Annotated in this window: 26 protein-coding genes; 14 read left to right on the forward strand and 12 right to left on the reverse strand. The window is 63.6% G+C overall.

The window, feature by feature from the left end; genetic code table 11:
- Window positions 1-336 precede the first annotated feature (336 nt).
- From parC to ISG32_RS04255, 3 genes are read right to left on the reverse strand one after another with little or no spacing between them, the layout of a single operon-like run.
- Window positions 337-2,691, reverse strand: coding sequence for a DNA topoisomerase IV subunit A (gene parC / locus ISG32_RS04245; protein ID WP_194769806.1), 2,355 nt, complete (start codon window positions 2,689-2,691; stop codon window positions 337-339).
- Window positions 2,688-3,662, reverse strand: a complete 975-nt coding sequence (locus tag ISG32_RS04250) for a lytic transglycosylase domain-containing protein (protein WP_194769807.1) — start codon at window positions 3,660-3,662, stop codon at window positions 2,688-2,690. Before ISG32_RS04250 ends, parC begins: the two co-directional genes overlap by 4 nt.
- A 3-nt stretch (window positions 3,663-3,665) precedes the next feature.
- The gene (locus ISG32_RS04255) at window positions 3,666-5,648 is read right to left on the reverse strand and encodes a DNA topoisomerase IV subunit B (protein WP_194769808.1); all 1,983 of its coding nucleotides are present in this window, start codon (window positions 5,646-5,648) and stop codon (window positions 3,666-3,668) included.
- A gap of 110 nt (window positions 5,649-5,758) precedes the next feature.
- Here ISG32_RS04255 and ISG32_RS04260 point away from each other — a divergent pair, with 110 nt between their 5' ends.
- From ISG32_RS04260 to ISG32_RS04285, 6 genes are all read left to right on the forward strand, one after another.
- Complete coding sequence (locus ISG32_RS04260) at window positions 5,759-6,979, forward strand: MFS transporter (RefSeq protein WP_194769809.1); 1,221 nt, start codon at window positions 5,759-5,761, stop codon at window positions 6,977-6,979.
- A gap of 10 nt (window positions 6,980-6,989) precedes the next feature.
- Complete coding sequence (locus tag ISG32_RS04265; protein WP_194769810.1) at window positions 6,990-7,157, forward strand: hypothetical protein; 168 nt, start codon at window positions 6,990-6,992, stop codon at window positions 7,155-7,157.
- Between the two features lie 94 nt (window positions 7,158-7,251).
- Window positions 7,252-7,854, forward strand: coding sequence for a class I SAM-dependent methyltransferase (locus tag ISG32_RS04270; RefSeq protein ID WP_194769811.1), 603 nt, complete (start codon window positions 7,252-7,254; stop codon window positions 7,852-7,854).
- Window positions 7,855-7,889: 35 nt separating this feature from the next.
- Window positions 7,890-8,789, forward strand: a complete 900-nt coding sequence (dapA, locus tag ISG32_RS04275; protein ID WP_194769812.1) for a 4-hydroxy-tetrahydrodipicolinate synthase — start codon at window positions 7,890-7,892, stop codon at window positions 8,787-8,789.
- 67 nt (window positions 8,790-8,856) lie between these two features.
- Window positions 8,857-9,951 carry an outer membrane protein assembly factor BamC gene (gene bamC, locus ISG32_RS04280; protein ID WP_194769813.1) on the forward strand — a complete coding sequence of 365 codons (1,095 nt, stop codon included), beginning with the start codon at window positions 8,857-8,859 and terminating at the stop codon, window positions 9,949-9,951.
- A gap of 111 nt (window positions 9,952-10,062) precedes the next feature.
- Entirely contained in the window at window positions 10,063-10,845 is a 783-nt protein-coding gene (locus ISG32_RS04285) for an MBL fold metallo-hydrolase (protein WP_194769814.1), read from the forward strand.
- A 358-nt stretch (window positions 10,846-11,203) separates the two neighbouring features.
- On the opposite strand, the gene ISG32_RS04290 is transcribed toward ISG32_RS04285, so the two are convergent.
- From ISG32_RS04290 to ISG32_RS04300, 3 genes are all read right to left on the reverse strand, one after another.
- Window positions 11,204-11,527: a hypothetical protein gene (locus ISG32_RS04290; RefSeq protein ID WP_194769815.1), complete on the reverse strand. Its 324-nt coding sequence runs from the start codon at window positions 11,525-11,527 to the stop codon at window positions 11,204-11,206.
- A gap of 207 nt (window positions 11,528-11,734) precedes the next feature.
- Window positions 11,735-12,265: a hypothetical protein gene (locus tag ISG32_RS04295; protein ID WP_194769816.1), complete on the reverse strand. Its 531-nt coding sequence runs from the start codon at window positions 12,263-12,265 to the stop codon at window positions 11,735-11,737.
- A gap of 36 nt (window positions 12,266-12,301) precedes the next feature.
- Window positions 12,302-13,435: a cupin domain-containing protein gene (locus ISG32_RS04300; protein WP_194769817.1), complete on the reverse strand. Its 1,134-nt coding sequence runs from the start codon at window positions 13,433-13,435 to the stop codon at window positions 12,302-12,304.
- Between the two features lie 53 nt (window positions 13,436-13,488).
- Here ISG32_RS04300 and ISG32_RS04305 point away from each other — a divergent pair, with 53 nt between their 5' ends.
- Window positions 13,489-14,016: an FKBP-type peptidyl-prolyl cis-trans isomerase gene (locus ISG32_RS04305; protein ID WP_194769818.1), complete on the forward strand. Its 528-nt coding sequence runs from the start codon at window positions 13,489-13,491 to the stop codon at window positions 14,014-14,016.
- 218 nt (window positions 14,017-14,234) lie between these two features.
- Here ISG32_RS04305 and ISG32_RS04310 read toward each other — a convergent pair whose 3' ends face one another.
- From ISG32_RS04310 to coaBC, 4 genes are all read right to left on the reverse strand, one after another.
- Window positions 14,235-14,783, reverse strand: coding sequence for a glycine zipper 2TM domain-containing protein (locus ISG32_RS04310; RefSeq protein ID WP_194769819.1), 549 nt, complete (start codon window positions 14,781-14,783; stop codon window positions 14,235-14,237).
- A 341-nt stretch (window positions 14,784-15,124) separates the two neighbouring features.
- Window positions 15,125-15,574, reverse strand: coding sequence for a dUTP diphosphatase (gene dut, locus ISG32_RS04315; RefSeq protein WP_194769820.1), 450 nt, complete (start codon window positions 15,572-15,574; stop codon window positions 15,125-15,127).
- Window positions 15,571-16,221 (reverse strand): hypothetical protein, encoded by a 651-nt coding sequence (locus ISG32_RS04320; protein WP_194769821.1) that lies wholly within the window; start codon window positions 16,219-16,221, stop codon window positions 15,571-15,573. The genes dut and ISG32_RS04320 overlap by 4 nt, the downstream gene beginning before the upstream one ends.
- A 14-nt stretch (window positions 16,222-16,235) precedes the next feature.
- On the reverse strand, window positions 16,236-17,456 hold the full coding sequence (coaBC, locus tag ISG32_RS04325; RefSeq protein WP_194769822.1) for a bifunctional phosphopantothenoylcysteine decarboxylase/phosphopantothenate--cysteine ligase CoaBC: 1,221 nt from the start codon (window positions 17,454-17,456) through the stop codon (window positions 16,236-16,238).
- Between the two features lie 101 nt (window positions 17,457-17,557).
- On the opposite strand from coaBC, the gene ISG32_RS04330 reads away from it, so the two are divergent.
- From ISG32_RS04330 to ISG32_RS04350, 5 genes are all read left to right on the forward strand, one after another.
- The gene (locus ISG32_RS04330; protein WP_194769823.1) at window positions 17,558-19,213 is read left to right on the forward strand and encodes a CTP synthase; all 1,656 of its coding nucleotides are present in this window, start codon (window positions 17,558-17,560) and stop codon (window positions 19,211-19,213) included.
- Between the two features lie 22 nt (window positions 19,214-19,235).
- Window positions 19,236-20,093, forward strand: a complete 858-nt coding sequence (gene kdsA / locus ISG32_RS04335) for a 3-deoxy-8-phosphooctulonate synthase (protein ID WP_194769824.1) — start codon at window positions 19,236-19,238, stop codon at window positions 20,091-20,093.
- Between the two features lie 90 nt (window positions 20,094-20,183).
- Entirely contained in the window at window positions 20,184-21,470 is a 1,287-nt protein-coding gene (gene eno, locus ISG32_RS04340) for a phosphopyruvate hydratase (protein WP_194769825.1), read from the forward strand.
- Window positions 21,471-21,645: 175 nt separating this feature from the next.
- Window positions 21,646-21,927, forward strand: coding sequence for an FtsB family cell division protein (locus ISG32_RS04345; protein ID WP_194769826.1), 282 nt, complete (start codon window positions 21,646-21,648; stop codon window positions 21,925-21,927).
- Window positions 21,902-22,459: a hypothetical protein gene (locus ISG32_RS04350; RefSeq protein WP_194769827.1), complete on the forward strand. Its 558-nt coding sequence runs from the start codon at window positions 21,902-21,904 to the stop codon at window positions 22,457-22,459. Before ISG32_RS04345 ends, ISG32_RS04350 begins: the two co-directional genes overlap by 26 nt.
- A 214-nt stretch (window positions 22,460-22,673) precedes the next feature.
- On the opposite strand, the gene hslO is transcribed toward ISG32_RS04350, so the two are convergent.
- The gene (hslO, locus tag ISG32_RS04355; protein WP_194769828.1) at window positions 22,674-23,666 is read right to left on the reverse strand and encodes an Hsp33 family molecular chaperone HslO; all 993 of its coding nucleotides are present in this window, start codon (window positions 23,664-23,666) and stop codon (window positions 22,674-22,676) included.
- Between the two features lie 55 nt (window positions 23,667-23,721).
- Window positions 23,722-24,246, reverse strand: a complete 525-nt coding sequence (locus tag ISG32_RS04360; protein WP_194769829.1) for a gamma carbonic anhydrase family protein — start codon at window positions 24,244-24,246, stop codon at window positions 23,722-23,724.
- Window positions 24,247-24,292: 46 nt separating this feature from the next.
- Here ISG32_RS04360 and ISG32_RS04365 point away from each other — a divergent pair, with 46 nt between their 5' ends.
- Both ISG32_RS04365 and ISG32_RS04370 read left to right on the forward strand, forming a co-directional pair.
- Window positions 24,293-25,093: a ferritin-like domain-containing protein gene (locus ISG32_RS04365; RefSeq protein WP_194769830.1), complete on the forward strand. Its 801-nt coding sequence runs from the start codon at window positions 24,293-24,295 to the stop codon at window positions 25,091-25,093.
- Window positions 25,094-25,438: 345 nt separating this feature from the next.
- Window positions 25,439-26,533, forward strand: a complete 1,095-nt coding sequence (locus ISG32_RS04370) for an EAL and HDOD domain-containing protein (protein ID WP_228529602.1) — start codon at window positions 25,439-25,441, stop codon at window positions 26,531-26,533.
- The last annotated feature ends 38 nt before the right edge of the window (window positions 26,534-26,571 follow it).

Raw genomic sequence — 26,571 nt, forward strand, 5'->3', positions numbered from 1 at the left:
CACTCAAAAGAACAGTGGGCGTTTGCGCCCAACCCAACTTCATCGACACCCCGGCACGAGCGAAGCAAAGTGCCGCAAATTCCTCTTATTGAACATCTGACTCGCGGCGGTTGCCCGAACGAAGCGACGCAGTCGCGCAGTGAGTTCTGCCGCGTGACCCAGTATTCAAAAGCGCGCTTTTGGTGACTTTTCGCGCGCAAGCGAAAAGTTACTCCGCCGCCGGGCGGAACTCCCGGCCTCCGCCCTCAACCAAAGAGCAAAAACAAAAAAAGAAAAGGTGCAAAGTCGAAACCCGACCCCACACCTTTCCTCTCAGCGAAAAAGAAGAAAACCCGACTACTCGACCCGGATCACATCCGCGATCTTGAAACCGAAATCTCCTGCCTTCCCCTTGCGTCCCCGCGCAGCGCGCGCATTGTTCAAAGACCGGATCTCAAGAGTCTCTTCCCGCTCCTTGCCCCCACGCCCAATGCCCGTGAACCGCACACTGCGCGTGTACGCCGCGGCACCCGCGAGCTGGTCCTTGTCGTCCAGGTCGATCAGCATCAAGCCGCGTCCACCCTTCTCCATGAGCTTGAGCTCGGCGATCTCGAACGTGAGAATGCGGCCGGCGATCGAGGCGCAGCACACGTGCGTCGCGGGTACCAGATCCGCACCACCGCTCGTGAATGCGGCGTGCGAGGGGCGGCACAGGGTTTCCTTGTCGCCCAGGCTCACGAACGACTTGCCGCCGCGGTTGCGCGCCGTCATGTGTTCGACCGTAGTGATGAAGCCGTAGCCACCCGATCCCGCGAGCAGCAGGGCCGCGTTGTTCGGGCCGGCGAAGTAATGCACCGGCTGCGTGCCGCTTTCCAGATCGATGAGCGTGGTGATGGGCTGGCCGTCACCGCGTCCGCCGGGCAGTTGCGACACTGCGACGGAGTACACGCGGCCGTTGTTGCCGAAGACGATCAGCGTGTCCACCGTGCGGCATTCAAACGTGCCGTACAGCGTGTCGCCCGATTTGAAGCTGAAGCTGCCCGCTTCGTGGCCGTGGCCCGTGCGTGCGCGCACCCAGCCCTTGTCGGAGACGACCACCGTGACCGGCTCGTCCAGCACCTTCACTTCGGCGACGGCCTTCTTCTCTTCCTGGATCAGGGTGCGGCGCGCATCGGCGAACTGCTTGGCGTCGGCTTCGATTTCCTTGACCATCAAGCGGCGCAGCGCGTTCGGGTTGGCCAGAATTTCTTCGAGCTTGCCCTGCTCTTCGCGCAGTTCCTTCAGGTCCTGTTCGATCTTGATGGCTTCCAGTCGCGCCAGTTGACGCAACCTGATCTCGAGGATGTCCTCAGCCTGACGGTCGCTGAGCTTGAAGCGAGCAATCAGCGCTTCCTTGGGCTCGTCGGACTGGCGGATGATGGCGATCACCTCGTCGATGTTCAGCAGCACGAGCTGACGACCTTCGAGGATGTGGATGCGGTCAAGCACCTTGTTCAGGCGATGCTGCGAGCGGCGGGCGATCGTCATCTGACGGAAGCTGATCCACTCTTCGAGCATCTGGCGCATCGATTTCTGCACCGGCTTGCCGTCGAGGCCGATCATCGTCAGGTTGATCGACGACGAGGTCTCGAGACTGGTGTGCGCGAGCAGTGTGGTGATGAGCTCCTGCTGCGGCACCTTGCCGGTCTTGGGCTCGATGACGATGCGCACCGGCGCGTCCTTGCTGGACTCATCGCGCACGCCGTCGAGCAGCGCGAGCATGCTGGCCTTGAGCTGGTTCTGCTCCTGCGAGAGCGCCTTCTTGCCGGTCTTGACCTTGGGGTTGGTGAGCTCTTCAATCTCTTCGAGCACCTTCTGAGTGCTGGTGCCCGGCGGCAGTTCGGTGACGATGAGCTGCCACTGGCCGCGCGCGAGTTCCTCGATCTTCCAGCGCGCGCGCACCTTCATGCTGCCGCGGCCCGTGCGGTAGGCGTCCTGGATGTCCGAGGTGCTGCTGATGATCTGACCGCCGCCCGGATAGTCGGGGCCGGGCAGGAGCGCGAACAGTTCCTCGTCCGTGAGCTTGGGCGACTTCACCAGCGCGATGCAGGCGTCCGCCACTTCGCGCAGGTTGTGGCTCGGGATTTCCGTCGCCATGCCGACCGCGATGCCGCTCGAGCCATTGAGCAGCGAGAACGGCAGACGCGCGGGCAACTGCCTGGGTTCGTCAAAGGAGCCGTCGTAGTTGGGCATGAAGTCCACCGTGCCCATGTCGATCTCGTCGAGCAGCAGCGTGGTGATCTTGGCAAGCCGCGCTTCGGTGTAGCGCATCGCGGCGGCACCGTCGCCGTCGCGGCTGCCGAAGTTGCCCTGACCGTCGATCAGCGGGTAACGCTGGCTGAAATCCTGCGACAGGCGCACCAGCGCGTCGTAGGCCGACTGGTCGCCGTGCGGATGGTATTTGCCGAGCACGTCGCCGACGACGCGCGCGCTCTTCACCGGCTTGGCGGGCACGTTGCGCGTGGGGCCGCTGAAGCCGAGGCCCATGCGGTCCATCGCGAACAGGATGCGTCGCTGCACCGGCTTCAGGCCGTCGGACACGTCGGGCAGCGCCCGGCCCTTCACCACGGAGAGGGCATATTCCAGATAGGCCTGCTGCGCGTACTGCGCCAGTTCGAGGCCGTCGCTGTCCGGTTGGTCAGCGGAAAATTCAAGTGTGGATTGATCGCTCATTCGTTCGCAGACAAGTCTTGCAATGGCGCGCGCGCGGCCATGTGCACAGCGGAGCTGCGCGCCGCGGCGCCGAGAGGTGATGTGTGGTTGGTGTTGATGGAAGAGGACGAGCCGCCCTGCGCCGGCGAGGAGTCCTCGCCCGCAGGACCCGCGTTGCCCGCATTGCCCGCAGGTATTTCCATGCGGATGCGTCCAGGCACCGCTTGCTGCGCCTGATGCGCACGGTGCGCGCGGATCGGCTCGGGCGGCTTGAGCATGGCATACAGGCCCAGCACGCTCTTCACGTAATTCTGCGTTTCACGGTAGGCGGGAATCTGGTTGCCGGCACGCTGCACGGCACCTTCGCCCGCGTTGTAGGCGGCCAGCGCCAGATCCTTGCGGCCGTGGAACATCTTGAGCAGATAGCGCAGATAACTCGCGCCCGCGCCGAGATTGGTCACCGGGTCTTCGAGCTTCTGCGCCACGCTGCGCTTTTTGTCGCTGGCCACGCCGAAGCGCGATGCGGTCGCCGGCATCAGCTGCATGAGTCCGACCGCGCCCTTGGGCGAAATGGCCTGCGAGTCGAAACCGGATTCGGTCGCGATCACCGCCTTGAGCAGTTCGTACTCGAGCCCGTAGGTTTCGGCCGCGCCGCGGATCTGCGTGCGCACGCGCTTGTAGCCCGGCGAGATGTCGATGAACGCGAGCTTGCGTGCACCCGCATTGCGCGCCGCGGATTCGAGCGAATAGTCGGGCGGATCCAGGCGTTCCGTGGCCCCGTCGCGGGTCGAGTCGAACTGGTCGCCGCGAAAGAACAGCGAGTAGTTGGCATCGATCTGCTCGGCCGCGAAATGCGTCACGCCGCGTGAATCGACATAGGCCCAGAGGTCGGCATGGGCGGACTGCTGCGCAGCGAAGAAGCACAGCAACGCCGCCACCACCGGCATGCGCCAGCGGCCGGAGGGTCGTGCTGAAGTCTGCGGCGCGAACATGGCTTAGATGTCCACCTCGACCTCGTCGCCGTGCACTTCCATGAGCTCACGGCGCGCGGCGGCTTCGCCCTTGCCCATGAGCTTGGACATCAGACCTTCGGTCGCGCTCACGTCAACGCTGCCCACGCGCACCGGCAGCAGGCGGCGGGTGTCGGGGTTGAGCGTGGTTTCCCAGAGCTGCTCGGCGTTCATTTCACCGAGGCCCTTGAAGCGGCTGATCTGGCACTTCTCGCGCGGCACGCCGTCCTTGACGGCCTTGTCGAGAATCGAGTCGAGTTCGCCCTGATCGAGCGCATAGACCTTGGCCGCAGGCTTCTTGCCACGCGCGGGAATGTCCACGCGGAACAGCGGCGGCCGCGCGACGTAGATGTTTCCGGCGTCGATGAGCTTGGGGAAGTGACGGAAGAACAGCGTCAGCAGCAGCACCTGGATGTGCGAGCCGTCCACGTCCGCATCCGAGAGAATGCAGATCTTGCCGTAGCGCAGACCGGAGAGGTCGGGCGTGTCGTTCGGGCCATGCGGATCGACGCCGATGGCCACCGAGATGTCGTGCACTTCGGTGTTGGCGAACAGGCGGTCGCGCTCGACCTCCCAGGTGTTCAACACCTTGCCGCGCAGCGGCAGCACGGCCTGGTTTTCCTTGTCGCGGCCCATCTTGGCGCTGCCACCGGCGGAGTCGCCCTCGACCAGGAACACTTCGTTGTATGCCAGATCGCGGCTTTCGCAATCGGTGAGCTTGCCGGGCAGCACGGCCACGCCGGAGCCCTTCCTCTTCTCGACCTTCTGGCCCGCGCGCTGTCGCGTCTGCGCGGCCTTGATGGCGAGCTCGGCGAGCTTCTTGCCGAAGTCGACGTTCTCGTTGAGCCAGAGTTCGAGCGACGGGCGCACGAAGCTCGAGACCAGACGCACGGCGTCGCGCGAGTTCAGGCGCTCCTTGATCTGGCCCTGGAACTGCGGATCGAGCACCTTGGCCGAGAGCACGTAGCTGGCGCGCGCGAACACGTCTTCGGGCATGAGCTTCACGCCCTTGGGCAGCAGCGAGTGGAACTCGATGAAGCTCTTGACGGCCTGGAACAGACCATCGCGCAGGCCGCTCTCGTGCGTGCCGCCTGCGGTGGTGGGGATCAGGTTGACGTAGCTCTCGCGCACCGGCGAGCCATCTTCGGTGAACGCCACGCACCATGCGGCGCCCTCGCCCTCCGCAAAGCTCTCGTTGTGGCGATCGGCATAGCCCTCGCCCTCGAACAGAGGGATCACCGGATCGGCGGAAAGCGTCTGCGCCAGATAGTCGCGCAGGCCGCCCTTGTATTGCCACGACTGCGTGTCCTTGGTCTTTTCGTTGACCAGCGTGACGGTCACGCCGGGCATCAGCACGGCCTTGCTGCGCAGCAGATTGGTGAGCTCGCCCATCGGCAGGGCTGCCGACTCGAAATACGATGCATCGGGCCAGACCTGCACGGTCGTGCCCTGCTTGCGCTCGCCGGACTGCAGCGCGCGGGCGACGAGCGGCTCGATCACGTCGCCGCCGGAGAACGTCAGCTTCGCGATCTGGCCTTCGCGGTGCGTGGTCACTTCAAGGCGCTTGGACAGCGCGTTGGTCACCGACACGCCCACGCCGTGCAGACCACCGGAGAAGCTGTACGCGCCGCCCTTGCCCTTGTCGAACTTGCCGCCCGCGTGCAGACGCGTGAACACGATCTCCACGACGGGTGCGCCTTCATCGGGGTGCAGGCCGAACGGAATGCCGCGGCCGTCATCCTCCACGCTCACCGAGCCGTCGATGTGCAGGGTGACCTTGATCTTCTTGCCGTAACCGGCAAGCGCCTCGTCGGCGGCGTTGTCCAACACCTCCTGAAGGATGTGCAACGGGTTGTCCGTGCGGGTGTACATGCCCGGACGCTGCTTGACGGGCTCCAGTCCCTTGAGGACGCGAATGGAGCCTTCAGAGTATTCACTTGCCGGATTGGATGCGGGTTTGGTTGCCATGGCGGCGCATTGTAATACTGGATATAAAAACAGGCTGATGGAATTCTTCAGCCGCTGACGGGGAGTCCGTCGCTGAGCAGACGCGCGAGGTTTTGGCTACAGTGACGCAAATGCAAAGCGAATTAAAAAAATTGTCAATGACGCAGGTGTTGGCTTGCGGCGCTGCCGTGGTCACGCTGTCGATGGGGATCCGCCATGGTTTCGGCATGTGGCTGCAGCCCATCACGCAGGACATGGGCTGGACTCGGGAGACATTCGCTTTCGCGCTCGCCGTGCAGAATCTGGCCTGGGGTGTCTTCGGCATTGTAGGAGGCATTGCCGCCGACCGCTTCGGCGCGTTCAAGGTGCTGATCTGCGGCGCGGTGCTCTACGCTCTCGGCCTCGCTGGAATGGCCACATCGCCGACGCCGGGATGGTTCGCGCTGACCACGGGCGTGCTGATCGGCGCGGCGCAGGCGGGCACGACCTACGCGGTGATCTACGGCGTGCTGGGTCGCCAGATCTCGCCGGACAAGCGCTCCTGGGCCATGGGCGTGGCGGCGGCTGCGGGCTCGTTCGGCCAGTTCCTCATGGTGCCGGTCGAGGGCCAGTTGATCCTGCAGCTGGGCTGGAAGACCGCGCTGCTGGTGCTGTCGATTGCTGTGCTGCTGATCATTCCGCTCGCATTCGGCCTGCGTGAGCCGGGCTTCCAGAGCGGCGCCGCACGCGCACCGCGCACGCAGAGCGCCGGTGCCGCGTTCAAGGAAGCCATCCGCTACCCGAGCTTTCTGCTGCTGACCGCCGGTTACTTCGTCTGCGGATTCCAGGTGGTGTTCATCGGCGTGCACATGCCCAGCTACCTCAAGGACCACGGCCTGTCGCCGCAGGTGGCGAGCTATGCGCTCGCGCTGATCGGGCTGTTCAACGTGTTCGGCACCTACATCGCGGGCTCGCTCGGCCAGCACATGCCCAAGCGCCACATTCTCGCGTTCATCTACTTTGCACGGGCGGTGGCGATCACCGTGTTCCTGCTGGTGCCGCTGTCGCCCGCATCGGTCTATGTGTTCTCGGCGGTGATCGGCGCACTGTGGCTGTCCACCGTGCCGCCGACGAATGCCACGGTGGTGCAGATCTTTGGCGTGCAGCACATGTCGATGCTCAGCGGCTTCATCTTCTTCAGCCACCAGATCGGCAGCTTTCTCGGCGTCTGGCTCGGGGGCTATCTCTACGACAAGACCGGCAGCTACGATGTGGTCTGGTATCTGTCGATTGCCCTTGGCATCTTCGCGGGATTGGTGAATCTGCCGGTGCGCGAGAATGCCATCCATCGCGCCACTCCCAAACTGGCCTGAGCCATCCTCCATGCAGAGCACCCACGATCCATCCGCTGAACAAGCCCCTGCGCCCCGCGCCGGGCTCAGGCTTGCCGTGGCCCTGGGCGTGGTCGTGGCTCTGCTCGCGGTCTTCATGCTGTATACCGACCCGGAATTCATGATCACGGTCGCCGACCAGCTCTGGTCCTGCTTTTGATGCACCGCTCAACCCCTTGCATTGCCGGCGAGTTGGTCAATAATCGCCCACCTTCCCGCTCTCGCCCTGCCGCTTCGGCAAACATGGCCCATTGATGTCCTCCTGCACACCCGTCAGCGCATCCTCCGGCGAATCCGCCTTGCAGCATGCCCCGTTGCATCCGCCTTCGGACTGGATCCAGCGTTGGTCGCATCTGGTGCCAACGGGCGCCCGCGTGCTTGACGTGGCCTGCGGCCCCGGTCGGCACATGCGGTGGTTTGCCGAACTCGGCTTCGCCGTCACCGGCGTGGACCGCTCCGGCGAAGCGCTGGCCTCCGCCGCTCGCTTCGGCGAGGTGATCGAGGCCGACATAGAAGGCGACATCTGGCCACTCGCCGGACGGCAATTTGGCGGTGTGGTGGTCACCAATTACCTCTGGCGACCAAATTTCTCGGACATTCTCGCCAGCGTCGCCCCCGGCGGCGTGCTGATCTACGAAACTTTTGCCATCGGCAACGAGTCCGTAGGAAGACCGGCGCGTGCGGAATTTCTGCTGCAACCCGGTGAATTGCTGGGGCTTTGCAAAGGTTTACGCATCATCGCCTACGAGGACGGATTCCTTGAGGAGCCCGCCCGATTCGTGCAGCGCATCGTCGCCAGACGTGAAACCGCACCCGCGACAGAGTTGTTCAGGGCCCGACTGGGTCGCTCTGTCTAGTTAGAATGCTTCTTTCCCCGTTTAACGATACGGACATGACTTCTCCCAGCGCTCCTCTGACCGGCAGCATCGTCGCTCTGGTCACCCCCATGCATCAAGACGGCAGTGTGGACTACCCCACCCTGCGCAAACTGATCGACTGGCATATCGCCGAAGGCACCGCCTGTCTGGGCGTGGTTGGAACGACCGGTGAGTCGCCCACGGTCAACGTGGAAGAACACTGCGAGATCATCCGCGTGTCCGTCGAGCAGGCCGCCAAGCGCGTGCCCGTGATGGCCGGCTGCGGCGCCAACTCGACGGCCGAAGCCATCGAACTGGCCAAGTTCGCCAAGAGCGTCGGCGCCGACAGCCAGCTCCAGGTCGTGCCCTACTACAACAAGCCGACGCAAGAAGGCCAGTACCAGCACTTCAAGACGATCGCCGAGGCCGTCGGCGATCTGCCCATGTACCTGTACAACGTGCCCGGTCGCTCGGTCGCGGACATGCAGCACGACACCGTGCTGCGCCTCGCGCAGGTGCCCGGCATCGTCGGCATCAAGGAAGCCACCGGCAACATCGAACGTGCGCAGTGGCTGATCCGCGACGTGCCCAAGGGCTTCGGCGTCTACTCCGGTGACGATCCGACCGCCGTGGCACTGATGCTCTGCGGCGGCCAGGGCAACATCAGCGTGACGGCCAACGTGGCCCCGCGCATGATGGCCGAGCTGTGCAAGGCGGCCATCGCCGGCGACGCCCGCAAGGCCATGGAAATCCAGCTCAAGCTGATGCCCGTGCACAAGAACCTGTTTGTGGAAGCCAACCCCATCCCCGTGAAGTGGGCCATGCAGCGCATGGGCCTTTGCGGCGGCACCCTGCGACTGCCCATGACCACGATGAGCCAAGGCAATGAAGCCGTCGTGGAAGCTGCGCTACGCTCGGCGGGTTTGCTCAACTGAAGTGATACCGGTCTGCCCGCGCGGCTCAGCTGGCCAGCGGCACTTCCAAATCAATGAGGAATTTCGCGTGAACGCTACGACTCGACTTGGCCTGCTGGGCCTGGCACTGGCCTTGTCGGCCTGCTCCGTGCTGGAGAGCGACAAGATTGACTACAAGAGCGCCAAGAAGGGCGCGACACTGGAAGTGCCGCCCGATCTGTCGCAGCTCTCGACCGACACGCGCTACACCGTGCCTGGCGGCGCGGCATCGGCCGTGGCCTTCGAGGCAGGCCAGAAAGCCAAGCCCGTCGGCCCGAACACCGCGCCGTCCACCATCGGCGACGTGCGCATCGAGCGCGACGGCAACCAGCGCTGGCTGGTGATTGACCGCCCTGCCGAGAAGCTCTGGGATCCGGTTCGCGACTTCTGGCTCGAAAGCGGCTTCGTGTTCACCACCGACAACTCGGAGCTGGGCATTCTCGAAACCGACTGGGCCGAAAACCGCGCCAAGATCCCGCAGGACATCATCCGCTCGAGCATCGGCAAGCTGTTTGACGGCCTGTACTCGACCGGCGAGCGCGATCGTTTCCGCACGCGCCTCGAGCGCAACGCCAAGGGCGGCACCAACGTCTTCATCAGCCACCGCGGCATGATCGAGGTCTACAGCTCCCAGCAGAAGGACGCGACGATGTGGCAGCCCCGCGCCGTCGATCCCGAACTGGAAGCCGAATTCCTGCGTCGCATGATGGTCAAGCTCGGCGTGAGCGAAGAGCAGTCCAAGGCTGCGGCAGCTTCCGCGCAGGCCGCACCTCTGGCCGCCACCGCCAAGGTCACGAGCGTCGGCGGCGTACCCGCCATCCAGATGGATGAAGGCTTTGACCGCGCATGGCGCCGTGTCGGCCTGTCGCTGGACCGCACCGGCTTCACCGTCGAGGACCGCAACCGCACCGAAGGCGTGTACTACGTGCGCTATGTGGCACCGGACGCCAACAAGAAGGAACAAGGCTTCTTCAGCAAGCTGTTCCAGGGCGCGCCGGACGCCGTGCCACCGCTCAAGTACCGCGTGACCGTGCGCAGCGAAGGCGAGCGCAGCACCGTCTCGGTTCTGAACGCTTCAGGAGCACCGGAGTCCTCCGCCAACGCCGAGCGCATCCTGCGCGTGCTGGCCGACGACATGAAGTAATCCGCTCCCGGCATCCACGTGGCCATGTGCAATGCATGGCCACGCGCCGGGGCGCTTTCGGTCCGACGACCCCTTTTCTCTTCCCCCCTCTTTTCATTCCCTTTTCCGCTCATGCTTCGCTTCAAAAGCCTTGGCAGCGGCAGCTCCGGGAACAGCACCCTCATCGAAGGACGCAGCGGAACGACGACACGTCGCCTGCTCGTTGACTGTGGCCTTGGAATTCGCACCATCGCCGAGCGTCTGGGCGAAGCGGGCAACGCCATCGCGCAGATCGACGCCATCTTCATCACCCACGAGCACTCCGACCACATCGGTTGCATGGAGAAACTCGCGCTGCGCCACGGCATTCCCGTCTGGATGAGCCACGGCACCTACACCGCCATCGGTGAGCCGGAACTGCACGGACTGCTGCGGATCGCCCACCACGGCGACGCCATCGACATGGGCGGCGCGTTCGAGGCCCTGCCGTTCGCCGTGCCGCACGACGCGCGCGAGCCCCTGCACCTGCGCTGCAGCGACGGCAGCCACCACATCGCCGTACTGACCGATCTGGGGCACGCCAGCCCCTGCGTGGTTCCGTACATTGCAGACTGCCAGGCCCTGCTGATCGAAGCCAACCACGACGTGGAGATGCTGCAAAGCGGCCGCTACCCCGCGTTCCTCAAGCGCCGCATCGCTGGAGCCAATGGTCATCTGGCCAATGAGCAGGCAGGTGAACTGCTGCACACCATCAATCACCCACAGCTGCAGCGCGTCGTCGCGGCTCATCTGAGCGCAGAAAACAATCGTCCCGAACTGGCTCGGGCGGCGCTTGCCCACGCGCTCGGATGGAGCCCCGACGACATTGACATCGCGTATCAGCGAGGCGGCTCGCCCTGGATTCAGGTCGGCTGAACCATGCCGGGAGCCCGCTCGCGCGCCCCGTTGAAAATCCCCTGTTACTAATTTGGTTTTTCAATTCGCACTATGCATTGCGATTTTGAAGTAACCCTGCACCACGCCAGCGGGTGAAGCACACGCCTCAAACCCAATCCCCCGAACATCGCATTGATAATTGCCGGTTATATGACGGTGTTTTGCATTTTCATAAATGGAATAACATAAAGTCACATTCAATAATCATCGTCGACGGCTCCCGCAATCAAGCATCCCAGAACGACGAAAGCCCCGAACCTTGCGGTGCGGGGCTTTGAGATACCTGAATTGAACGGCCGGAATGCGTCCGGCTGATCAGTATCCGTCGATTCGCTGATTACTTGGTAGCGGAAGCGGCAGCGGCAGCAGCAGCGTCGGCAGCGGCCTTGGCAGCGTCAGCGGCAGCGTTGGCGCCAGCAGCGGCGGCGTCCACAGTGGCCGAAGCGGCGGCGGAAGCTGCGTCCACAGCTGCGGATGCGGCTTCAGTAGCGGCCGTAGCGGCTTCGCTGGCAGCAGCAGCGGCCTGTTCAGCAGCAGGCGCTGCGGCAGGTGCTTCCACAGGAGCTGGTGCTGGTGCAGGAGCCGCAGCTTCTTCCTTCTTGCCGCAAGCGGACAGAGCAACAGCAGCAACCAGAGCGGCCAGAACGATGGAATTCTTCATTTCAGTTTCCTATTTGGACAGACAATTCAAAAAAATAAAAAGCCATTACGTCCATCTTTGGGCAAGCGGTACGCTAGGCCGTTTGGAGCGCTCGATTGAACTCACACCCCAAATTTTCAATACAGCTTTGCATTATAGGATTTATTTGCGTCAATAGTGGGTTTCACCAAGATGAAACAGCAGATTTACATTGGTGTGACTTTTTTGTCACAACCCCAATATCGTCGCGGGAAACCCCGGCCGGCTGCGCGAGGTAATCCATTCACCGAGTTTTTCGCGCCATTCGACGCAGAACTGAACATCATCGCTCGCGATGCCGCGACTGCGCTCCACATCCACCCGCTGCATGGTCCAGCGCGGTGACCAGATCACGCTGGGCACATCGCCCGCGTTGCGCACGGCGATCTGGCGGCAATCCATCAAATGCTCCCAGCGCGTGCGCCACTGGACAAATCGCGGAAACCGAACCCGCACCTGCTCGAAATTGGCCGACAGCAAAGTGCATCGCCGCGCACCGCCGCCACGCGATCCGCCCGCCCAGCTGTTGAGCGTCTCCAGCATCTCGCGATCCCCCAGCGGCCAGTCGCGGAAATCGGCATCGCAGAGCACAAGCTCCCGCCACCCCTCCTCCGCCGCCGCACGCAGCGCCTCGCGCACCCATGCGTCGAACTGCAGGCGCCCGTCAAAGCGCCCGAGCGGCGCGGTCGATGGAATGGGAGGAGTTTGCTCAGCGGTCATGGTGCAGTGAGTATGCCGATGGTTTCACGCACCCTATCAAATCACCGATGCTTCGCGCACCCAGCCATCATCGAACCAGGATTCGAGCAGCGAAATCGCCGCCTCGCTCGCACCGGCCAGTTCCTTGGCGCTCAAGGCGCGCTGATCCGCAAACTTGCGCATCAGCTTCGCGTCACGGCCCGAGGCGCGGTAGCTTTCGCCGTTGATATAGACGTGGGCGTCGTCATACATCATGCGCGTGCGCCTGTCGAGCTCGACGCCCGTGACCTGCAGGTCAAGCTCTTCCTGCGGTGGGTCGAACCAGACGTTGCCCTTGGGTTCGGTCAGCGCCTCGCCCAGCGCGCGCTCGACAATGCCCGACTGCGCCAGTGCACGCAGCACGCCTTCGCGGGCGAATTCCTGCAGCTCGGCGGGTACGAGGCCCGGTGCGTCCACCGCCTCCTGCTTGGGATCGCGGTAGATGGGAGATCCGTCGGAGTCGCCCAGCGCGTCGGCGATGCGCAGCAGGGTCTCGCGGGCCAGCTCGTCGCGCTGGGGCGAGCGGAAACCGATCGAGTACGTCATGCACTCCCCCTCGGCGATGCCGTCATGCGCCCAGCGCGGAGGCAGGTACAGCATGTCGCCGGGTTCGAGCACGTATTCCTCTTCGGGCTCGAAGTTCGCGAGGATCTTGACCGGCATGCCTTCGACCAGCGTCGTGTCGCGCTGGCGGCCGATGCGCCAGCGGCGCTTGCCGTGCGCCTGCAACAGGAACACGTCGTAGCTGTCGAAGTGCGGACCGACGCCGCCGCCGTTGGTGGCGTAGCTGATCATCAGATCATCGAGACGCGCCTCGGGCACGAAGCGGAACTGGTCGAGCAGCGCGCGCGCGGCGGCGTTGTGCAGGTCAACGCCCTGCACCAGCAACGTCCAGTCGCGGGTCTTGCTCGAGGGCAGATCATCGGGATCGAACGGCCCGTGGGCCAGCGACCAGCCGCTCTTCTTCTGCTGGATCAGGCGTGACTCGACGCCCTCTCCGGCGGCAAGCTCGAACAGCTCCTCGCGCGGAATCGGGGCCTGAAAGCCGGGGATGGCCTGGCGCACCAGCAGCGGCTTCTTGTGCCAGTGCTTGCGCATGAATTGGGATGGCGACATGCCACCGAGCAGTGGGGTTATTTTCTGAACATCCATGGCGTGAAAAAGGCCGCGTTGGCGGCCGTCGAATGAACTGCGACAATTCTCCTATGGAAATCACTCAACAATGTGTTGTCGCACTGACCTGGGTCTTGAAGGATACGCTGGGCGACGAACTGGACGTGCTGGAAGAGCCCGTCGAGTTCCTCGTGGGCGGCGATGATCTGCTCAAGCGCATCGAAGAAGCTCTGCAGGGCCACAAGGCCGGCGACGAAATCTCGCTGCACCTCGAACCCGAAGAAGCCTTTGGCGACTATATCGACAAGCTCATCTTCCTGGAGCCGCGTCAGGCATTCCCGGAAGACATCGAGGAAGGCATGACCTTCGACGGCCACGCCCTGCCCAAGGGGCTCACGCCCGACATGCCCAAGGATGCGCTCTACACCGTCGCCCAGCTGTACCCCGAACACGTGGTGCTGGACGGCAACCACCCGCTGGCCGGCATCGCGCTGCGCCTGAAGATCCGCGTGGAAAGCGTGCGCGAAGCGAACGAGGAAGAAATCGGCCGCGGCTCCGCCGGCACCGGCTTTTTCCGCATTCAGCCACCCATCGCACCCGGCAACGACACGGTGCACTGACAGAGCCCGCACTCTCCAGAAATAAAAAAGCCCGAAGCGCTTCAAGCGCCTCGGGCTTTTTTAATGACTGAATACCGCATCGCCTCTCCCACCGCCTGAAACCGGCGCGGCCCAAGCGAGAGCAGCCGCGCAAGGGCCGCCCCGCCGCGCTGGCTGCGTCCCCCTCCCGCGAAGCGAGAGAGGGGGGAAGGCGCAAAGCGCCTCAGGGGGTGCTTCCTCTAGTACCGCGAAATCTGCCCATTGACCATCTGCACACGGTCGCCCGGGCGCAGATCGCCCGGCTCGGGCACGTCGTAGACGCGCTGACCGCCATTGCGGTCGAGCTGAATGAACAGTCGGTAGCCGCCGCCCACCTCGCCACGTGGCGCGTTGTGCCCCTCGATAGCGTTGCCGGCCGCCGCTCCGCCGAGCGCGCCAGCGGCCGTCATCGCCGCACGTCCCATGCCGCCGCCGATCTGGTTGCCCAGAACGCCGCCCACCACCGCACCAAGAATGGCGCCCACACCCGAGGTGGAGCCACGTTGGACGGTACGCGGAATCGCCTCGATCTGGCTCACGACGCCATATTCCATGACACCCTGAGGAGCGGGCTGACCATAGCCGCCGCCGTAGGTCGGCTGCTGCTGGGGATACGGCTGAGGCTGGCTTGGTGGCTGCTCGTAGCCATAGCCAGGCCCGTAAGGGCGCTGTACGACACAGGCCGACAGCAGACTGGCCATGGTCAGGGCACCGACCCAGGTGCCGATTCGCGAAAACTTGCTGCGCATCTTGTTGTTCCTTTCCGTTGGAGCCAGGCGCTCCTCGACATCACGCGTTGAAGTCCATACAACGCTCGACGACGAGATTCCGTTGGCTTGAAGAATGACGGCAAGCATAGCCCGGCAAAGGGGCCGCTTCTGTAGGTGCGGCCTGACTTTACCGAGCCGAAACACGCGGTGGGCGGTTCGAGTCATTTACCCATAGCGCTTTGCGCCTCCCGCAGCGCATGCAACTGGCGCAGCCCAAGCGGGAGCAGCCGCGCAAGGGCCGCCCCGCCGCGCTGGCTGCGTCCCCCTCCCGCGAAGCGAGAGAGGGGGAAGGCGCGAAGCGACTCAGGGGGTGTTGCTTCTCAGTGCTTGCCGGTGGAGCCGTAGCCGCCCTCGCCGCGCTCGCTGGCGGAATCGAATTCGGTGACGACATTGAACTGCGCCTGCATGACCGGCACGATCACGAGCTGCGCGAGGCGCTCCATGGGCTGCAGCGTGAAGGCCACGTCGCTGCGGTTCCAGGCGCTCACCATGAGCTGGCCCTGGTAGTCGCTGTCGATCAGCCCGACGAGGTTGCCGAGCACGATGCCGTGCTTGTGGCCGAGGCCCGAGCGCGGCAGGATCAGCGCGGCGTAGCCGGGATCCTTGAGGTGGATGGCGATGCCCGTGGGCACCAGTTGCCAGGCATTGGGCGCGAGCGTGAGCGGCTCGTCGAGACAGGCCCGCAGATCGAGCCCCGCGCTTCCGGCGGTGGCGTAGGCAGGCAATTGATCCGCCATGCGCGGATCGAGAACTTTCACATCAATCTTCACTTGAATTGCTTTCTTTGCGGCGATCCACCGGGCTTGCGGCCAAGGAGACTGCCAAATGTCTTGCGCGCCAAGCGCGCCATGGCGTACAGCCAGAGAAGTATAAGGAACGGCCACGCGGTGCTGACGCCAAACACGGACGAGATACCGAACAGCACGATCACCGCCATGAAGAGGAAGAACGGCGGAATCTTGAGACCGGAGCCCGGCATGGGCGGCGATGCGCTCTTGTCCTCGGTCGGCCGCATGTCTTCCCAAGCGTCGAGCGCCACGGTGTGCGCCGTGGTGGGCGTCATGGTGGGCGCCGTGGTGGGCGTCATGGTGGGCGCCGTGGTGTGGGTCATGGTGGGCGCCGTGGTGTGGGTCGTGGTCTTCGCCCCCACGCCGGCAGCCGTTTTGACGGCTGTCTGGGCTGCTGGCGTTCTGTCTGACGATTTCGGTGCCTGCACGCCCGGCGGTGGCGGCCGCAGCTCCGCGGCCCGCGTCTGGGCGCGTGTCGGCACCGCCTGCCTGGGCACCGGCGTCATCTGCTGACCGCCGGCCAGCGCCCTCGCCTGACGCTCGACCATGTCCTCCACGTACCGAGCGAAATCCCCATTGGGCGGCGTATCCGCGAGATGCCCATTGCCTGAACCAAGGAGATTGCGCATGGTGATGGCTCCTGTCAGTTTCTGATGGGCACGCGTCTGGCGATTTCGGCGACCAGCTCATCGGCCAGCGTCTGCTTGGAGGCCCGCGGAATCTCGCGATGCCCTTCGGCGTCGATCAGGATCAGCGCATTGTCGTCCTGCCCGAAGGTCGCGGGGCCGATGTTGCCCACGAGCAGGGGCACCCCCTTGCGCGCGCGCTTGGCGCTCGCATGCGCCAGCAGGTTCTCGCTTTCGGCCGCAAAGCCCACGCAGTACAGCTCGCCCGACTCGGCGCGCTTCGAATGGGCGATGGCGGCCAGAATGTCCGGATTCTCGACAAAGGCCAGCGCCGGAACGTCGCCCGAGCCGTCCTTCTTGATCTTCTGCTCGCTCGCATGGGCCGGACGCCAGTCGGCCACGGCCGCCGTGGCGATGAAGATCGAGGCCTCGTTCGCGAACACCGTGGCGGCATCGAACATCTGCTGCGCCGATTTCACGTCCACCCGCTGCACGCCGCGCGGCGTGGGCAGGTGCACGGGTCCGGCGATCAGCGTGACCGCAGCGCCCGCATCGCGCGCCGCCCGGGCAATCGCAAAGCCCATCTTGCCGCTGGAGAGATTGGTGATGCCGCGCACCGGATCGATGGCCTCGAACGTGGGACCGGCGGTCACCAGCACGTGGTGACCCGTCAAGCGCTTGATCGACAGATGGGCCGCCAGATCCTCAAAGATCTGCGCGGGCTCGAGCATGCGGCCATCGCCGGTCTCGCCGCAGGCCTGCTCGCCATTGCCCACGCCCAGAATGACCGCACCGTCCTGCGTCACCTGCGCCATGTTGCGCTGGGTGGCGGGGTGCAGCCACATTTCGCGGTTCATCGCGGGGGCCAGCAGCAGCGGCACGCGCTCGATGGGGCGGGCCAGACACAGCAGGCTCAGCAGCTCGTCCGAGCGCCCCTGCGCCAGCCGCGCGATGAAATCCGCGCTGCAAGGCGCGATCAGCACCGCATCGGCCTCGCGGCTCAGGTTGATGTGCGGCATGTTGTTGGGCTCGCGCGCGTCCCACTGCGAGCCGTAGACCGTGCGCCCGCTCAGGGCCTGCATGGTGACCGGGGTGATGAACTGTGCCGCGGCCTCGGTCATGACGACCTGCACCGTTGCCCCCGCTTTGATGAGCAGGCGGCAAAGCTCGGCCGACTTGTAACAAGCCACGCCCCCACTGAGGCCCAGAACGATGTGTTTTCCTGCAAGCTGTGTCATGGCGGGGAATTTAGCAGACAAGTTGGCAGGTATAGCCGCACTGATCAGCAAGCCATCCGGGCCGACCCGTATAATCGGAATTTCCCACCACCTTAAAAGACATGACCAAGTTTGTCTTCGTTACCGGCGGTGTGGTGTCTTCCCTGGGCAAGGGAATCGCCTCAGCCTCCCTTGCTGCGATCCTGGAATCGCGCGGCCTCAAAGTCACTCTCATCAAGCTGGACCCCTACATCAACGTGGACCCCGGCACGATGTCGCCGTTTCAGCATGGCGAAGTTTTCGTCACCGACGACGGTGCCGAGACTGACCTCGACCTCGGACACTACGAGCGCTTCATCGAAACCCGCATGAAGCAGTCCAACAACTTCACGACGGGCCGCATCTACCAGTCCGTTCTGGAGAAGGAACGCCGCGGCGACTATCTGGGCAAGACCGTGCAGGTCATTCCCCACATCACCAACGAGATTCAGGAATACGTCAAGCGCGGCGCCGGCATCGGCACCGACGACGCAGTGGATGTCGCGATCTGCGAGATCGGCGGCACCGTGGGCGACATCGAATCGCTGCCGTTCCTCGAAGCCGTGCGCCAACTCTCGCTCAAGCTCGGCCCCAACAATTCGGCCTTCGTGCACCTCACCTATCTGCCCTACATCGAGGCGGCGGGCGAGCTCAAGACCAAGCCGACCCAGCACACGGTGCAGAAGCTGCGCGAGATCGGCATTCAGCCCGATGCGCTGCTGTGCCGCGCCAAGCACGCCGTGCCCGACGAGGAACGCGAGAAAATTTCGCTGTTCACCAACGTGCAGGCCTGGGGCGTGATCTCGATGTGGGATGTGGACACCATCTACAAGGTGCCCCGCATGCTGCACGAGCAGGGTCTGGACGGCCTCATCTGCGACAAGCTGCGTCTGAACACCCCTCCCGCCAGCTTGAAGCGCTGGGACGATCTGGTCTACGAGACCGAGCATCCGCAAGGCGAGGTCAAGGTCGCGATGGTCGGCAAGTACGTCGAGCTGTCGGACGCCTACAAGTCGGTCAACGAAGCGCTGCGTGCCGCTGGCATGCAGAACCACGTGCGCGTGAAGATCACCCACGTCGATTCGGAAACCATCGACGACAAGAACGCCAAGGAAAAGCTCGCCCAGTACGACGCGATCCTGGTGCCTGGCGGCTTCGGCTCGCGCGGCGTCGAAGGCAAGATCTCGACGGCCCGCTACGCCCGCGAGAACAAGGTGCCGTATCTGGGCATCTGCCTCGGCATGCAGGTCGCGACCATCGAATATGCGCGCCATGTGGCGGGCCTCGAAGGCGCGAACTCCACCGAGTTCGATCCCCACGCCAAGCACCCCGTGATCGCGCTGATCACCGAATGGAAGGACGAGGACGGCACCATCAAGACGCGTGACGAGAACTCCGACCTCGGCGGCACGATGCGCCTCGGCGCCCAGTCGTCCGACGTGCAACCCGGCACGCTCGCGCACAGCATCTATGGCGACGTGGTGACCGAGCGTCACCGCCATCGCTACGAAGCCAACACGCAATATCTGGACCAACTGCGCGACGCGGGTCTGGTGATTTCCGCGCTCACGCAGCGCGAGCACCTGACCGAGATCGTCGAGCTGCCAGCCAAGGTTCACCCTTGGTTCATCGGCGTGCAGTTCCACCCGGAATTCAAGTCGACTCCATGGAACGGCCACCCCCTGTTCAACGCGTTCGTGAAAGCGGCCGTGGTTCAGCACAAGGGCGAGAAAAAGTAAGCACTGAAGGACTAGTCACATCATGAAACTCTGCGGATTCGATGTCGGTCTCGACAAACGTTTTTTCCTGATTGCAGGCCCCTGCGTGGTCGAGTCTGAACAGCTGCAGATGGATGTGGCCGGTCAGCTCAAGGAGATCACTTCGGCGCTTGGCATTCACTTCATCTTCAAGAGCAGCTACGACAAGGCCAACCGCTCCTCGGGCACGAGCTTTCGCGGCCCGGGCATGGAAAAGGGCCTTGAGATTCTCGCCAAGGTGAAGAAGGAGCTCAACGTGCCCATCCTCACCGATGTGCACACCGAAGCCGAAATCCCGACCGTCTGCAAGGTGGTCGACGTGCTGCAGACGCCCGCGTTCCTGTGCCGCCAGACCGATTTCATCCGTGCCGTCGCCCAAAGCGGCAAGCCGGTGAACATCAAGAAGGGCCAGTTCCTCGCGCCGCATGACATGAAGAACGTCATCGACAAGGCACGTGCCGCCGCCAAGGAAGTTGGTCTTCCCGAAGACAGCTTCATGGCCTGCGAACGCGGCGCGAGCTTCGGCTACAACAATCTGGTGAGCGACATGCGCTCGCTGTCCATCATGCGCGAGACCGGTGCACCGGTCGTCTACGACGCCACGCACAGCGTGCAGCTGCCCGGTGGCAACGGCACATCCAGCGGCGGCATGCGCGAGATGGTCCCCGTGCTCTCGCGTGCGGCGATCGCCGTGGGCGTGGCCGGCGTGTTCATGGAGACCCACCCGGACCCGTGCAACGCCCTCTCGGACGGCCCCAACGCCGTGCCGCTCAAGCACATGAAGGCGCTGCTCGAAACGCTGGTGGCGCTGGACGACATCACCAAGCGCAACGGCTTCCTCGAAAACCATTTCGAAGCCTGACACACACGATTTGAATGCCCGCCGGAACCCGTTTGCCCCCGCAGACTATTCCGGCAATTTTCTGGTTTTAAAACTCCTCTTAGGAACATCATGAGTGCCATCGTTGACATCGTAGGCCGCGAAGTGCTGGACAGCCGCGGCAACCCCACTGTTGAATGTGACGTGTTGCTGGAATCTGGCGTGATGGGCCGTGCGGCCGTTCCGTCGGGTGCTTCCACCGGCTCGCGCGAAGCCATCGAACTGCGTGACGGCGACAAGAGCCGCTACCTCGGCAAGGGCGTGCTCAAGGCCGTCGAGCACATCAACACCGAAATCTCCGAAGCCGTGCTGGGCCTGGATGCTTCCGAGCAAGCCTTCCTCGACAAGACACTGATCGACCTCGACGGCACCGACAACAAGGGTCGCCTTGGTGCGAACGCGATGCTGGCCGTGTCGATGGCTGTGGCACGCGCTGCGGCTGAAGAATCCGGCCTGCCGCTGTACCGCTATCTGGGCGGCATGGGCGCAACCCAATTGCCAGTGCCGATGATGAACGTGATCAACGGCGGCGCACACGCCAACAACTCGCTTGATCTGCAAGAGTTCATGATCATCCCCGTGGGCGCACCTTCGTTCCGCGAAGCCGTGCGCTGGGGCGCTGAAGTGTTCCACGCGCTCAAGAAGATCATCCACGACAAGGGCATGTCCACCGCCGTGGGCGACGAAGGCGGTTTCGCGCCTTCCGTGGAAAACCACGAAGCCGCCATCCAGCTGATCTTACAAGCCATCGAAAACGCTGGCTACACCGCTGGTGAGCAAATCGTTCTGGGCCTCGATTGCGCAGCCAGCGAGTTCTACAAGGACGGCAAGTACGTTCTCGAAGGCGAAGGCGGCCTGCAACTGACAGCCGAGCAGTGGACCGACATGCTGGCCACCTGGGTCGACAAGTACCCGATCATCTCGATCGAAGACGGCATGGCCGAAGGCGACTGGGACGGCTGGAAGCACCTGACCGAGCGTCTGGGCAGCAAGGTTCAACTGGTGGGCGACGACCTGTTCGTCACCAACACCAAGATCCTGAAGGAAGGCATCGACAAGAAGATCGCCAACTCCATCCTCATCAAGATCAATCAGATCGGCACACTGACCGAAACGTTTGAAGCCATCGAAATGGCCAAGCGCGCAGGCTACACCGCCGTGATCTCGCACCGCTCGGGCGAAACCGAAGACTCGACCATCGCCGATATCGCCGTGGGCACGAACGCTGGTCAGATCAAGACCGGTTCGCTGTCGCGCTCGGACCGCATGGCCAAGTACAACCAGCTGCTGCGCATCGAAGAAGATCTGGGCGACATCGCCGTGTATCCAGGCCGCACCGCCTTCTACAACCTGCGTTGATTCCAGGTCAGGCCATCAACACGTTGTAACAACGCGTTGACCGCATGAGCGCGCGGCGCCGCTCAAGCCAGTTATCCTTCGGGGTTACGGCTTGATGATGGGCGCCGCGGCTCTGCAGCAACGGACTGCGTGTACCATCCGCCTCCAACGCTTTCCCGCCGCACCACCCCAGTCCATGAGCACACGCATTGTTCCGCTGATTCTTCTGCTGCTGCTCTTGCTGGTGCTCACCCAATTGCTGAGCGGCCGCGGCAGCGTTGAACATGTCGCCAACATGCGCCAGCAGATCGCGGAACAGAAAGCGGCCAACGACAAGGCCCGCACCGAGAACGAGCGCCTCTCCGCCGAAGTCTCCGATCTCAAGGACGGGATGGACATGGTCGAGGAAAAGGCGCGCAGCGAACTCGGCATGGTCAAGCCCAACGAAATCTATGTCCACGTCGCCCCCAAGCGCTGAGCCCTCGCGCCCGGCCGTGCAACGCATCCTGCACATCGCTTTCTGGGGAGTGGACGCGCACACCACGGCCGCCGCCTTCGAGACCCACGCGCGGGCCCAGCCAGGCTGGACCGAGCGCCTGCAGATCACGGCCCATGTCCTGCCCAAGACGGTTGACGCTGGCACAGACGCCATCACCGACTGGCTCGCTGCGGAGCTGGGCACCGCTCCCCACCCCCATCTGAGCCTGCTGGTTCCATCCGACCCCGCACGGCATACCGTCCCCATTGAACTGCAGCTGCGCAGCGCGCTGATCCAGGCTGGAGTGAGTTTTCAGGTCCTCTACGGCGCGGCGATGACCGAACAGGTGCGCAACACCGCCAACGCCTTGGCGCTGACGGCCAAGGCCATCCTCCCAAGCAGCGAGCGCGCCTGCTTTGCGGTGAACGACACGACAAAACCCATCCACCCGCGCATGCGAAGCTGGAACTGCGAGAAGTGCAGCGATCCAGAGTGCGAACACAAACTGTTCACCGGCCTGCTCCCAGCATAGAAAATCGGGCTCAAAGCAGCGGGCAAACGAAGCGCGCAGGGCTCTCGATCCCCCACCCCAACGGCAAGACAGCCCCTCAGGCTAGGCGTCGAAGCCGCAGACAGTAGTTCTCTACGGCAAGGCTTCGCAACAACGCATGAGGGGCTGTATTGCCGTCTCCAAACGATCAACCAAACCAACGAAGCCAACGGCTTCGTGAAAACGGCAGATCAAATCACTGGATATTCCGCGAGCCCGGAGGCTGCATTTGGGGCTCGGTGAAAAGCTGTGCGGTATCCACCGCATCGTACCGATACTGCTGTCCGCAGAACTCGCAGCCCACTTCGACGGAGCCGCGCTCGTCGAGCACGCTCTGCACCTCTTCCTCGCCCAGGCCCTTGAGCATCGCGCTGACGCGCTCACGGCTGCACGAGCACGCAAAGCGCGGTCCATCGACGCCCTGCTGCGGCACGAAGCGCAGCAGTTTCTCTTCCCAGAAGAGGCGACGCAGAATGGTGTCGACATCCAGCGTCAGCAACTCGTCGCGCGTGAGGCTGGACGCCAGCGTCGAGATGCGGTTGTAGTCCTCGTTCACGTCCATCTGGTCGGCTTCCGCCTCCAGATTCTGCGCCGCATCCAGATTGCCCTCGCCCTTCACCGGCATGCGCTGGATCAGCAGGCCAGCCGCCACCTCGTCATTCGCCGCCAGCACCAGCGTGGTGTCGAGCTGCTCGGAGTGGCGCATGTATTGCTGGATCACATCGCTGAGCTTTTCCAGCTTCTGGCCGTGTTCGCCGTTGAGCGGAACGATGCCCTGATACGGCTGCTGACCCGGCATGCGGTTCTTGGGATCGAGCGTGATCGCGCAGCGACCATTGCCATTCACGTTGACCAGCGAAGACAGACTCGCCGAATCTTCCGGCGCGGTCGTCGGAATCGTCGCGGTGGCGCGCAGGCTCAGATCGGGCTGCACCTCGACCACGGAGAGCTTCACCGGCCCATCGCCGTGGATCTGGAACACCAGTGCTCCGTTGAACTTGATGTTGGACTGCATGAGCACGCCTGCCGCAGCCATTTCGCCGAGCAGCTCGCGCACGGCGGGCGCATAGTTGCCCGTCTCGGTGTTCGCCGCACGACGGCGCAGGATCTCCGTCCACGCATCGGTCAACCGCACGATCATGCCGCGCACCGGCAGCCCATCAAAAAGAAACTTGTGAAGCTCTGACACTGAAACCTTTCAAATACCCTGAGGGACTGACTCCTCCACCTCAGGGGATCAACCATCAACCAATCTTGCGCAACCCCTTCTTGAAGCGGTGCGCGTTTTCCACGTAATGCTGCGCGCTGCGGCGCAGCCCCTCGATCTGCTCGGGCGAGAGCTGCTTGACCACCTTGGCCGGGCTGCCGAGGATCATCGAACCATCGGGAAATTCCTTTCCTTCGGTGACCAGCGACCCCGCGCCGACCAGGCAGTTCTTGCCGATCTTCGCCCCGTTGAGCACCACCGCGCCGATGCCGATCAGCGACTCGTCGCCGATCGTGCAGCCATGCAGCATGACCTGGTGACCCACCGTCACGTTGGCGCCGATCACCAGCGGCACGCCGCGATCCGCATGCAGCACGCTCAAGTCCTGAATGTTGGTGCCTGCACCAATGGTGATCTTGTCCGTGTCGCCACGCACCACGGTGCCGAACCAGACGCTTGCGTCCTCGCCCAGCACCACGTCACCCAGCACCTGCGCGCTGTCGGCAATCCATGCCGATTCCGGCACGCTCGGTGTCAATCCATCCAACTCATAAACTGCCATGGCGCGATGTCTCCTTGATTTGTCTTGCGAAACTAGAATTGTAGGGATGGAGTTACGCCAACGAGCATTGCAGGTCTTGTGCATCACGGACCCCGAAGAGAAATCCGCCATCGCGCTGGATATGTATGCGCGGGCCGCGCAGTTTTCAATAGATGCGCATGCCGCGCTCGCAGCGCCCGCCGATGTCGCGCTTCCCGGCCACCCCGAGAAGCCAACGCTGTTGCGCCACACCGAAGTCGCGCGCCGCTCGCCCGCCACGCCCGAGGGCCGCGCGGTGCTGATGCATGCGATCGCTCACATCGAGTTCAACGCCATCAATCTGGCGCTCGATGCGATCTGGCGCTTTCCCGGCATGCCCGAGTCCTTCTATCTGGACTGGCTGAAGGTGGCCGGCGAGGAGGCCAAACACTTTCGCCTGCTGCGCGACCACCTGCGCACCATGGGGCACGACTACGGCGATTTTCCCGCGCACCAAGGCCTCTGGACGATGTGCGAGAAGACGGCGGACGACATCGTGGCGCGCATGGCGCTCGTGCCCCGGACGCTCGAAGCCCGTGGTCTCGACGCCACACCGCTCATCCAGAAAAAGCTGCGCCAATTCGGTACGGCAGACGCGCTGGCCGCCGTGGACATCCTCGACATCATCCTCAGCGAAGAGATTGGGCACGTGGCAATAGGTAACCATTGGTATCGTTGGTTATGCAAGCGTGACGGTTTGGACCCTCATTCCCACTTCATTGCGCTGACGACCCAGTACGAAGCACCCCGTCCCAAACCGCCGCTGAACGAGGCTGCGCGCCTGCAGGCGGGTTTTACCGAAGAAGAATTGCTATGGCTGAATCCATAAGTGCGCATTGACACACATCAATCAGCAAAAAGTTGTTGATAAATATCGCCAAAACATTCGCCACGATATCAGCGACAATCAAATCAATCGTTCCTACAATTTGAGTTGATTTAGCAATAGATTGCTTCGCCCGGATGCCGGCCGTTCCTTCGCGTACAGTGGTCCGCATCCGCCTCTCCAAGCATGTACACAGCCCCGATTTCTCCGCCCAACGTCACCAAAAGCAGTCAATCCCTTGGCGCTTTGATCGCACGTCAGGCTATCGTGAATGCCGAGGGCCGGGTTATCGGGTACGAGCTTTTCAATCGCTCTCGCAATCATTCTGCGCACACCGCCGCCAGCGACATGATGCTGGCGCTCACTGCGCTCTCGCATGCCGGTGTGGATGAACTGCTGGGCGACACGCTCATCTTCGTGAACTGCACGCATGAGAGTCTGGTGGAAGGCCATCTCTCGCTGCTGGACCCGAACAAGGTGATTCTTGAGGTTCCGCCGCTGGGCCACACCGCCGCCGAGGAAGTCAAGACCCGCCTGCCCACGCTGCAGACCCTGCACGAGCGCGGTTTCCGCCTCGCCTTCAGCCAGACCGTTCTGGAGTCGGCCTATGCCGCCTGGTTGCCGCTGGCGGACTTCATCAAGCTCGATCTCTCGGTGCTGCCTGCCGATCAGGTCACCGTGCTGGCCAAGTACGCCGCGCGACAGACCAAGGCCCAACTGATCGCGGAAAAGGTCGAAACCGCCGTCCAGCTCGAACTGCTGAGCAATCTGGGCGTCAAGCTGTTCCAGGGCTACTGGCTGTCCCGACCGCAGTTGGTCGAGGCCAAACTGCTCTTCCCCACCGCGAGCTCGGTCGCGCGGCTGCTGCAGCTGCTGCGCAACCAGGCCAGCCATTCCGAGATCGAAGCGCTCGTCAAGCATGACGCGGTGCTGAGCTTCAACCTGCTGCGTCTGGCCGTGACCTCCGGCCTGAGCCCGCGTGACGGGCTGCAATCCATGGAGCATGTGATCAGCCTGCTGGGCCACCACCGGCTGACCTGCTGGGCGACGCTGCTTCAGAACTTCCGCGTCACCACCGACGAACCACTGGCGACGGCCCGCAACGCCGTCGAGCATGGCCGTTTCATGGAGCTGCTGGCCAAGGCGCAGCAACTGCCGCCGTCGGTGAGCGATCAGGCCTTCCTCGTGGGCGTGATCGCACAGCTCGACAACCTGCTCGACATCCCCTCGGCCGCCATTGTCGACCTGCTCCAGATGCCGCAAAGCGTGCGCGACGCCGTGCTGCACCAATCCGGCTACCTGGGCGGGCTGCTCACGCTCGCCCAAGCCTCCGAAATCGGCGCTGTGGACGAGCTGCTGCAATCAGCCTCGAAACTCGGCCTTGCGCAAAAGCAGGTGATCGAAGCGCGCACCGCATCACAGGACTGGGCCGAGGACCTCTGAGAGCGGTGCCTGGCTGATTGCCGTCGACACCGACTCAC

Source organism: Diaphorobacter caeni (assembly GCF_015354245.1).
GTDB classification, from domain to species: domain Bacteria; phylum Pseudomonadota; class Gammaproteobacteria; order Burkholderiales; family Burkholderiaceae_C; genus Diaphorobacter_A; species Diaphorobacter_A caeni.

What these genes read in the sequence shown, in the direction of transcription:
- ISG32_RS04305 (WP_194769818.1), top strand. Translation starts at nt 13,489, where the DNA reads ATGGAAATCACTCAACAATGTGTTGTCGCACTGACCTGGGTCTTGAAG.
- ISG32_RS04260 (WP_194769809.1), top strand. Translation starts at nt 5,759, where the DNA reads ATGCAAAGCGAATTAAAAAAATTGTCAATGACGCAGGTGTTGGCTTGC.
- ISG32_RS04320 (WP_194769821.1), bottom strand. Translation starts at nt 16,221, where the DNA reads ATGCGCAATCTCCTTGGTTCAGGCAATGGGCATCTCGCGGATACGCCG.
- ISG32_RS04300 (WP_194769817.1), bottom strand. Translation starts at nt 13,435, where the DNA reads ATGGATGTTCAGAAAATAACCCCACTGCTCGGTGGCATGTCGCCATCC.
- ISG32_RS04370 (WP_228529602.1), top strand. Translation starts at nt 25,439, where the DNA reads ATGATGCTGGCGCTCACTGCGCTCTCGCATGCCGGTGTGGATGAACTG.
- ISG32_RS04345 (WP_194769826.1), top strand. Translation starts at nt 21,646, where the DNA reads ATGAGCACACGCATTGTTCCGCTGATTCTTCTGCTGCTGCTCTTGCTG.
- ISG32_RS04250 (WP_194769807.1), bottom strand. Translation starts at nt 3,662, where the DNA reads ATGTTCGCGCCGCAGACTTCAGCACGACCCTCCGGCCGCTGGCGCATG.
- ISG32_RS04330 (WP_194769823.1), top strand. Translation starts at nt 17,558, where the DNA reads ATGACCAAGTTTGTCTTCGTTACCGGCGGTGTGGTGTCTTCCCTGGGC.
- ISG32_RS04350 (WP_194769827.1), top strand. Translation starts at nt 21,902, where the DNA reads ATGTCCACGTCGCCCCCAAGCGCTGAGCCCTCGCGCCCGGCCGTGCAA.
- ISG32_RS04295 (WP_194769816.1), bottom strand. Translation starts at nt 12,265, where the DNA reads ATGACCGCTGAGCAAACTCCTCCCATTCCATCGACCGCGCCGCTCGGG.
- parC (WP_194769806.1), bottom strand. Translation starts at nt 2,691, where the DNA reads ATGAGCGATCAATCCACACTTGAATTTTCCGCTGACCAACCGGACAGC.
- ISG32_RS04270 (WP_194769811.1), top strand. Translation starts at nt 7,252, where the DNA reads ATGTCCTCCTGCACACCCGTCAGCGCATCCTCCGGCGAATCCGCCTTG.
- ISG32_RS04360 (WP_194769829.1), bottom strand. Translation starts at nt 24,246, where the DNA reads ATGGCAGTTTATGAGTTGGATGGATTGACACCGAGCGTGCCGGAATCG.
- dapA (WP_194769812.1), top strand. Translation starts at nt 7,890, where the DNA reads ATGACTTCTCCCAGCGCTCCTCTGACCGGCAGCATCGTCGCTCTGGTC.
- eno (WP_194769825.1), top strand. Translation starts at nt 20,184, where the DNA reads ATGAGTGCCATCGTTGACATCGTAGGCCGCGAAGTGCTGGACAGCCGC.
- ISG32_RS04365 (WP_194769830.1), top strand. Translation starts at nt 24,293, where the DNA reads ATGGAGTTACGCCAACGAGCATTGCAGGTCTTGTGCATCACGGACCCC.
- ISG32_RS04265 (WP_194769810.1), top strand. Translation starts at nt 6,990, where the DNA reads ATGCAGAGCACCCACGATCCATCCGCTGAACAAGCCCCTGCGCCCCGC.
- ISG32_RS04310 (WP_194769819.1), bottom strand. Translation starts at nt 14,783, where the DNA reads ATGCGCAGCAAGTTTTCGCGAATCGGCACCTGGGTCGGTGCCCTGACC.
- ISG32_RS04290 (WP_194769815.1), bottom strand. Translation starts at nt 11,527, where the DNA reads ATGAAGAATTCCATCGTTCTGGCCGCTCTGGTTGCTGCTGTTGCTCTG.
- ISG32_RS04285 (WP_194769814.1), top strand. Translation starts at nt 10,063, where the DNA reads ATGCTTCGCTTCAAAAGCCTTGGCAGCGGCAGCTCCGGGAACAGCACC.
- ISG32_RS04255 (WP_194769808.1), bottom strand. Translation starts at nt 5,648, where the DNA reads ATGGCAACCAAACCCGCATCCAATCCGGCAAGTGAATACTCTGAAGGC.
- kdsA (WP_194769824.1), top strand. Translation starts at nt 19,236, where the DNA reads ATGAAACTCTGCGGATTCGATGTCGGTCTCGACAAACGTTTTTTCCTG.
- coaBC (WP_194769822.1), bottom strand. Translation starts at nt 17,456, where the DNA reads ATGACACAGCTTGCAGGAAAACACATCGTTCTGGGCCTCAGTGGGGGC.